The following is an 8,044-nucleotide window of genomic DNA, read 5'->3' as shown; positions in this document are numbered from 1 at the left end:
CCCGCCGAGGAGATACTGGACGGCGTCGAGCGTCACATGGTCTGGCCGATGGGCCGCGGCGCGGCGAGCCATTCGCGGCCGCGCAGCATCCCGTGCCAGTAAACGGTCGGCAGGATCTTCGCCTTGAGCAGCCACGACAGCCGCGACGGACGCGTCCCTTCGATCAGCCATTTGGGGAAGGAGGGCAGCAGCTTGCCGCCATAGCCGAATTCGGCCAGCACGATCCTTCCGGCTTCGACGGTCAGCGGGCAGCTGCCATATCCGTCATAGGCCGCGACGGGCGCCGCACCATCGAGCGCGGCGAGCGCGTTGACCGCCACCACGGGCGCCTGCTTGCGCGCTGCGGCCGCCGTCTTGGCATTGGTGGTCGCCGCCACGTCGCCGAGCGCGAATACATTGGCATAGCCGGGATGGCGCAGGGTTGCCTCATCGACCGCGAGGAAGCCGGACGGTGCGGCGAGCGGGCTCGCGGCGATGAAGTCGGGGGCGACCTGCGGCGGCACGACATGGATCATGTCGTACTGCTCTTCGACCTGGCGCACCTCCTCGCCGCGCGTCTGCTCGAAGACCGCGACCTTCGCCGCGCCATCGATCGACACGAGGCGCGACCGGAGCTGGAGGTCGATGCCGTAGCGCGCGATATAGGCCTCGAGCGCGGGAACATAGGCGGCGACCCCGAACAACGCGGGGGTTGCCGCATGGAACTGGACCCGGGCCCGGTCGAGCACCCCTTCGCGCTCCCAGCGATGGCAGGCGAGATACATCGCCTTTTGCGGTGCGCCGGCGCATTTGATCGGCATCGGCGGCTGGGTGAACAGGGCTCGCCCGCCCCGGAATTCGCGGGTCAGGCGGTTGGTGTAGGGCGCGAGATCATATCGGTAGTTGGAAGTCACGCCGCCCTGGCCGAGCGCCGAGGGAAGGCCGGGAATCGCGTCCCAGTCGAGTTTCAGGCCTGGGCATACGACCAGCACGCGGTATGAAAGCGTGCGCCCATCGGCGAGAACGACGCGATCGTTCGCGGGGTCGAAGGAAGCCGCCGCGGCGCGTATCCATTCGACCCCGGCGGGGATCAGCGCCGCCTCCTCGCGCCGCGTATCCTCGGGCGCGAAGATGCCGCCGCCGACCATCGTCCAGCCCGGCTGGTAGTAGTGATCCCCGCTCGGCTCGACGATCGCGAGGCGGATGCCGGGCCGCCGCCGGAGGATGCTGGCCGCGGTCGCTATTCCCGCGCTGCCGCCGCCGATGACGAGGATATCCCAGGTCGAGGCATCGCCGCCCTTGCCCACCGCCGCCGCCATTGTGGCGAGCTGTTCCGAGCGGGCACCCGAACGGCAGTAGGCGAGCACGGGCGCAGGAAGCTCGGCGAGCGCGCGCGCCATCGCCGCAACATCGCCTTGCCCATATCCCGCAGCCACCGGGACATGGGCGAAGCGCAGGCCATGCGCCTCGGCCGCCGCCGCGATCGAGGCGGCGGTCGGTTGACCCGCCTCCTCGCCGTCGGGCCGGTTGCAGATGATCGAGCGGACGCCCGATGCCGCGATAGCGGCCATGTCGGATGCGGCGATCTGCGGTGACACGCGAAGCGCCGGCGTCAGAGTCTTGGGGGTCATGGTGTCTCCGTTCGCAAGTCGGGGAGGGCGGCCTTCACAGCCGGTCGACGGGGATTTTGAGGTAGACGGTGCCGTTCGGCTCGGCTGGCGGGAGGCGGCCGGCACGCATGTTCACCTGCACCGACGGCAGGAGCAGCTGGGGCATCGCGAGCCCGGCGTCGCGGGCGCGGCGACGGGTGACGAACTCTTGTTCCGAAATGCCGTCGCGGGCGTGGATATTGGCGGCGCGTTGCGCGGCCACCGTCGTCTCCCACGCATGGTCCTGCCGTTCTTCGGTCAGGTAATCATGGCACATGAACAGCGGGGTCTCGCCCGGCAGTTGGAGAATACGCCGCAGCGAACGGAACAGCGTGCCCGCGTCGCCGCCCGGGAAATCGGCGCGTGCCGAGCCGTAATCGGGCATGAACATGGTATCGCCGACGAACACCGCGCCCCCGATCACATAGGCGACGCAAGCCGGCGTATGGCCGGGAACATGAAGCACCGTGACCGGCAGCGCGCCGATCGCGAAGCGGTCCCCATCGGACCACAGCCGGTCGAAGTCCGAGCCGTCGCGGCGGAAGTCGGCCCCGGCGTTGAATATCTCGCCGAACACCGCCTGCACCTCGCGGATGTGTTCGCCTATCGCGATCTGCCCGCCGACTGCCTCGCGCAGCCAAGGTGCCGCCGAAAGATGGTCGGCGTGCGCGTGGGTCTCGAGCAACCAGTCGATCGCGATGCCCTCGGCGCGCACATGATCCAGAATGGCCTGGGCCGAGCCGGTCGAGGTCCGCCCCGCCGCCGCGTCGTAATCGAGCACGCTGTCGATCACCGCGCCGCGCATGGTCACGGGGTCGTGGACGACATAGCTGATCGTCGAGGTGGCGGGATCGAAGAAGGCGCGCACCGCCGCCGCTCCGCGCGATGTCGCCGCGATCTGCGCGGAGGCGGATGCGAGCGCGGCATCTCCGCTTCCTCCGGTCTCGAGGTGATGAAAGGCGCTCATGAGGGTGTCGTGCCGGGATGCAGGAGTGCGGGTTCGAGGCGCTGGCGCTGGTGCTGGTGCCCGGGACCGGCCGCGCGCGGCTGTGCCGCCGTCCAGCCGCCTGTCGCCGACGGATCGGGCATGGGGGCCGACCCCGCGGGGAGCGGCAGGCAGGGCAGTTTCGCGATCATGGCAGGCAGCGACTCCTTGCGGGGCGAGGACGGGCGCTTGATTCGGCCTGACAGGCCCGCCCTCATTGGCTGAGACGCAGCGCGTCGGGCGGACCCCACCAGCCGTTCATCCAGCCGGCGATGCGCGCTCCCCGGCTTCGGAACTCGCTCGCCTCGCCAGGGCCTTGCCGAAGTGGGCCTGGAATTTGGGGCCAGCTTCGCCGCTCGCGCGGGGCCGCAGTCCCGTCACGCAGATGCCGGAAATGCAGCAAGCCGCGCCGCCCGCACCGCCACGGGTGCCGGCGTGGATGGGGGTGTTCCGGCGATGCGGCGCGCGGGCCGCCGCTTCAACAAAAGCCGAGTTCAGTAAAAGCCGAGGTTGTCGATTTCGCCCCAGGCGCTCGCGCCCGCTTCGCGCATGACCACCACGCCGACCTGCACCAGGTCGTCGCCGCGCCATGCGGGAACGGGCGCGTTCTCGCGCCGCGGACGGGTCGGGACGAGGGCGCTGAAGGGCACGCGCAGTTCCGTCCAGTCTTCCTTCGCCTCGACAGAGGCGGTCCATTCGCCCGCGAGCGTGTTGACGACCACGAGGTAGCGGCCCGCCCCGCGCATATCGAGGCGCACGCCTGTGAAGCCGCGCGCATCGACCGGGGTCACCGAGCCCCGGCTGAGCGGTACGAGGACACCGCCCTCCGGCTTCTCCTTGGGCGACATCTCGACCGCGAAGGCAAGGGCGTTGCCGCCGCCGCCGGGATGGGTCACGCGATTGGTCACCACGCGCGAACGCTCGACGCCGCCATCCATGTCGACGAGCCGCAGGGTGTCGAGGGTGCTGCGTCCGTCGGTGCGCTCGAAATCATCGATCAGCGGCGCGGCGGGGACCGCCGGCAGCGCGGTCGCAAGATTGCCCGGAGACCGCCTGGCACCGGCGCCGTGGACCAGCTTGCCGTCGACAAACACCCGCTCGATCTTTCGCACGTCGCCGATCGTCTCCCACGGCGCGCCATCGATCAGGACAAGGTCCGCGCGCTTGCCCTTCTCGATCGTGCCGCGATCGCCGAGCAGCCCGAGTGCCAGCGCGCTGTTCGAGGTGCCTGCGAGCAGCGCCGCCTTGGGAGTCAGCCCGGCCGCGACCAGCAGCTCCATTTCCTGCAAGGTCGAGATGCCGTGTTTCGCGCTTCCGATGCCCGCATCGGTTCCCAGCGCGATGGGCACCCCGGCAGCGGCCAGCTTGCGGACATTCTCCTCGGCATAGCCATATTTGCGGATACGCAGCCGAGTCGCTTCATCGTCCTTGCGCCCCGGCCCCATCTCGTCGGGTCTGAGCTGATAGATCGCGAGCGTGGGCGCGTAGGAGGTACCGGCCTTCCTGATCGCGGCCACCGCGTCATCGTCCAGCACGCCGTCCTGAATGCTGTGCGCGATCACGTCGATGCCGGCCTGCGCCGCGAGCTTGCCGCGCTCGACCGTTACGGTGTGGGTGAGGACGCGCTGGCCGTTCTTGTGCGCCTCCTCCGCGATCGCGGTGAGCGTCTCGACGTTCATGGAGGTTTCCTCGGGCAACTGGCCATAGCGCCAGCCATCCGCGAACACCTTGATGAAATCGGGCTTGTAGGGCTGAAGTGCCTGCACCTCGCGCCGCGCACTCTCTGCGGTCGCGACCCATTTGGTGGTGCTGGTATCGCCCCAGTCGGCACCATGGCCGCCCGGCGTGCTCATCCGCGCCACGAAGTTGACGTGCGGCGCCTCGATGCCGGCGAGCCAGGCGCGGCGCGGGGCAAAGGCTTCGGGCTGCTGGTGGAAATCATTCACCGTCGTCACGCCGCTCTCGAGATAGGCGCTGGCGATCTGGGGAAGCGTACGCGGCGAGCCTGCCGGCGACCAGTGAGTATGGACGTCGATGAAGCCGGGCAGCAACGCCTTGCCCTCTGCGCGGACGACCGTCGCGCGGGGGGGTATCCTCACATCGGCTCCGACGGCCTCGATCCGTCCGCCGCGCACGATGACCGTGCCACGGAACGGCGCCGTTCCGGTCGCGTCGAAGATGGTCGCACCAGTGATCGCGACGATCTCGTCGCCCGGATTCGCGAGCGCCGCCGGGCCAGTCCAGCCGAGTCCGGCCGCCATGGCTGTTCCAGCTGCGAGCATCTTGCGAAACCTGGCCACGTCGATCTTCTCCTCGGCTGATTGTCCCACCCTGCTGTGACGCAGCCGTGGCGGGCGACCCCACCGCCCATCCGGCAGGACCATTCATGTGTCGGGGCAGCTCTCCACCCCACGCAAACGGTGTCGTCAAGGGTGCCTATTGCGTTGATTTCGGCATAGCGGCGGGGGTTCCGCGCCATCGTCCCATCGTCCAGCCGAGGGAGATTGCAGGCACCTGGCTGCCGTGGATTTTCACTCTGGCGGTCCAGCCGAACCTGCCCGGCGAGATCAGCGACTGGCCAGGAGACGATACCCGGGAGGCCGCTATGGCTCTCCCAGTATAAAATTGCTCCGCCATGTAACCCCCTGAAATTTTCCGCCAAGCTAGGGTGGGGATTTTCGCGGGCATTGCGTCACAGCACATTAAGATGGACGCCAACGATCCATCCGTTTGCATGGATGGACGATACAGGGTCGATAACGAGGGGCAAACGCATGCTTGTTGAGAAATTGTCATTTTGCAGGGCTTTGCTGCTGGCATCGTCGTCGCTGTGCCTGGCCGGGACCGCTTTTGCGCAGGACAGCGCGCACGAAAGCGAGACCGCCGCGAACGAATCTCCCGAGTCCGAGATCGTGGTAACCGGAAGCCGCATTATCGGTTCGAAGATCACCGAAGCCTTGCCTGTCACCATCGTTGGCGAAAGCGAGATCGCGGCGACCGCCGCAATCTCGGGCGACGATCTCTTCCGCTCGATCCCGCAGATGGGCGATGTCTCGTTCAACAGCAGCAACGGCCAGACGAGCAGCAATTTTGCGCGCGGTGATATCGGCTCGATCGATCTGCGTGGCCTCGGCGTTGGCAACACGCTCGTGCTGCTCAATGGCCGCCGCGTCGTCCAGCATCCGGGCAGCCAGGCAAGCGCCTCGCTCGCGCCTGTCCTCACCTACAACACCAATGCGATCCCCGTTTACGGAGTCCAGCGCGTCGAAGTGCTGCGCGATGGCGCGGCTGCTCTTTACGGCACCGATGCCGTCGCGGGCGTCGTCAACACCGTGCTGCGCGACAATATCGACGGCGGCAGCCTGTCGCTGCAATATGGCGGCGCCGAGGGCACGCGGCTGCGCGAATTCAACGCCTCCGGCTATCTCGGCAAGGATCTGGCCGAAAGCCGCGGCAATATCTCGCTGCTATTCAACTACACGCGGCGCAGCGCGCTGACCTCGCAGGATCAGGATTTCACCGCCACCGCCGACCACCGCGATTTCGCCGATTTCGCGGGCACGGTCTTTGCGGGCAACAATGCGCTCGACGATCGCAGCCCGCTTTCGCCGTGGGGCGATTTCAGCACCGGCGTCCGCGTCCGGCGCAACGGGGCCAATGTCACCTCCACCGCCGGCGCCTTCTCGCTTCAGCCGACGGCGAACGGGGGCTGCTCGGCCACGCTCGCCAACGATATCTGCATCGACGACGGCACCCGCGCCACCACGGGCGCGGACCGCAACACGCGCTGGAATGCCCAGGCGAATTATCCGATCTCGATCTCGCCCGAGCTCGACCGGGTCAACGTGTTCGCCAGCGGCCACTATGAACTCAGCGACGCCGTGACGCTGTTCGGGGAGGCCGGCTATTACTACGGCAGGACGCGCAGCACCCAGGACAGCGTCTTCACGATCGGTTCGATCCGCATGTCGATCCCGTCGTCGAATTACTGGAATCCGTTCGGCCCGGTGACCTTCGCCAACGGCAGCACCAATCCGAACCGGCTGTCCGGGATCGACGCCCCGGCCGCCGGCCTGCCGGTGACAATGACCAACTACCGCTTCACCGACATGGGGCCGACGATCGTCGACGTGACCAATCGCCAGTATCGCGCGGTGCTTGGCCTTCGCGGCGATGCGCTCGGCTTCCACTGGGAAAGCGCCCTCGTCTATTCGGAGGCATCGGTGCGCGACACCCAGGACGGGATCAGCGCCACGCTGCTCCAGCGCAATCTCGCGCTCTCGACTCCCGATGCCTACAATCCGTTCAACGGCGGCAATCCCGCCGATCCCACCGGCATCGACACAAGCCCCAGCAATCAGGCCGCTCTCGACGCGATCCGCATAAAGACGGTTCGCCGTGGCAAGGCGACGCTCGCGATGTGGGATTTCAAAGCGTCCAAGGCCGATCTCTTTGCGCTGCCCGCCGGCGATGTGGGCATGGCGATCGGCGGCGAGGTGCGGCGCGATTCGCAACTCGACGATCGCGACCAGCGGGTCGACGGCACGATCACCTGGACCGACACCGTCGCCGGCATCGTCCAGCCGAGCGACCTCTTCGGGGTCAGCCCGACGCCGGATACCAGGGGCTCGCGCACGGTCATGGCGGCCTATGCCGAATTCGCGGTTCCACTCGTTTCGCCGGAGATGAACGTCCCGCTCATTCGCAGCCTCAATCTCCAGCTTGCGGGACGCTACGAGCATTATTCCGACTTCGGCAGCATCGCGAAGCCGAAGGTCGCCGCTGCCTGGGATCTGTTCGATGGCTGGCGCATCCGCGCCTCATGGGCGCAGGGTTTCCGTGCGCCCAACCTCGAGCAGACCAATGCGACCGTCGTGACCCGCGGGAACACGCGCACCGACTATATCCGCTGCGAGGCGGACCTCCGGGCGGGCCGCATCACGAGCTTCAGCAATTGCGCCCAGGGTTTCGTCACCACGGGCCGCCGCGCGGGCAATCCCGACCTCAGCCCGGAAACCTCCTCGACCTTCACCGTCGGGACCGTGCTCCAGCCATCGATCTTCAACAGCGGCAATCTCCGCACGACCTTCACGGTCGATTACTGGCAGGTGAAGCAGCAGGGCATCGTGGGCGTTTACGGCGAAGGCAATGCGCTCATCAGCGACTATCTCCTGCGCCTCCAGGGTTCGACCGATCCCAATGTGGTGCGGCTGGCGCCGACGGCCGATGATATCGCGCTTTTCGCCGGGACCGGAATCGCGCCGGTCGGCCAGGTGCAATACGTCGACGACAGGTATCGCAATCTTGAACCGCAAACGGTGCGCGGCATCGATTTCGGGCTCAACCTGTCGTTGCGCGACACCGGCATCGGCAGTTTCGATCTCAACGCCAATGCGGCCTATCTGCTCGAATATTTCCGCGATGCCTCGCC

General features: G+C 67.5%; 4 protein-coding genes. 1 reads left to right on the top strand and 3 read right to left on the bottom strand.

The window, feature by feature from the left end:
- Positions 1-32: 32 nt before the first annotated feature.
- From EJC47_RS20420 to EJC47_RS20410, 3 genes are all read right to left on the bottom strand, one after another.
- Complete coding sequence (locus EJC47_RS20420) at positions 33-1,610, bottom strand: bifunctional protein tyrosine phosphatase family protein/NAD(P)/FAD-dependent oxidoreductase (RefSeq protein ID WP_124811255.1); 1,578 nt, start codon at positions 1,608-1,610, stop codon at positions 33-35.
- Between the two features lie 34 nt (positions 1,611-1,644).
- On the bottom strand, positions 1,645-2,595 hold the full coding sequence (locus EJC47_RS20415; RefSeq protein WP_124811254.1) for an MBL fold metallo-hydrolase: 951 nt from the start codon (positions 2,593-2,595) through the stop codon (positions 1,645-1,647).
- Between the two features lie 512 nt (positions 2,596-3,107).
- A complete protein-coding gene (locus EJC47_RS20410) occupies positions 3,108-4,874 on the bottom strand; it encodes an amidohydrolase family protein (RefSeq protein WP_124811257.1) in 1,767 nt (588 codons plus the stop codon).
- Positions 4,875-5,387: 513 nt separating this feature from the next.
- Between EJC47_RS20410 and EJC47_RS20405 the strand changes: the two genes are divergently transcribed.
- The coding region (locus tag EJC47_RS20405) for a TonB-dependent receptor plug domain-containing protein (protein WP_260591694.1) at positions 5,388-8,044 on the top strand (2,657 nt) is incomplete at its 3' end.

It is taken from the genome of Sphingomonas sp. TF3 (assembly GCF_003985085.1).
Classification (GTDB): domain Bacteria; phylum Pseudomonadota; class Alphaproteobacteria; order Sphingomonadales; family Sphingomonadaceae; genus Sphingomonas.
Note: the sequence above shows the minus strand (reverse complement) of the source record. Positions and strands in the feature narration are given on the sequence as shown.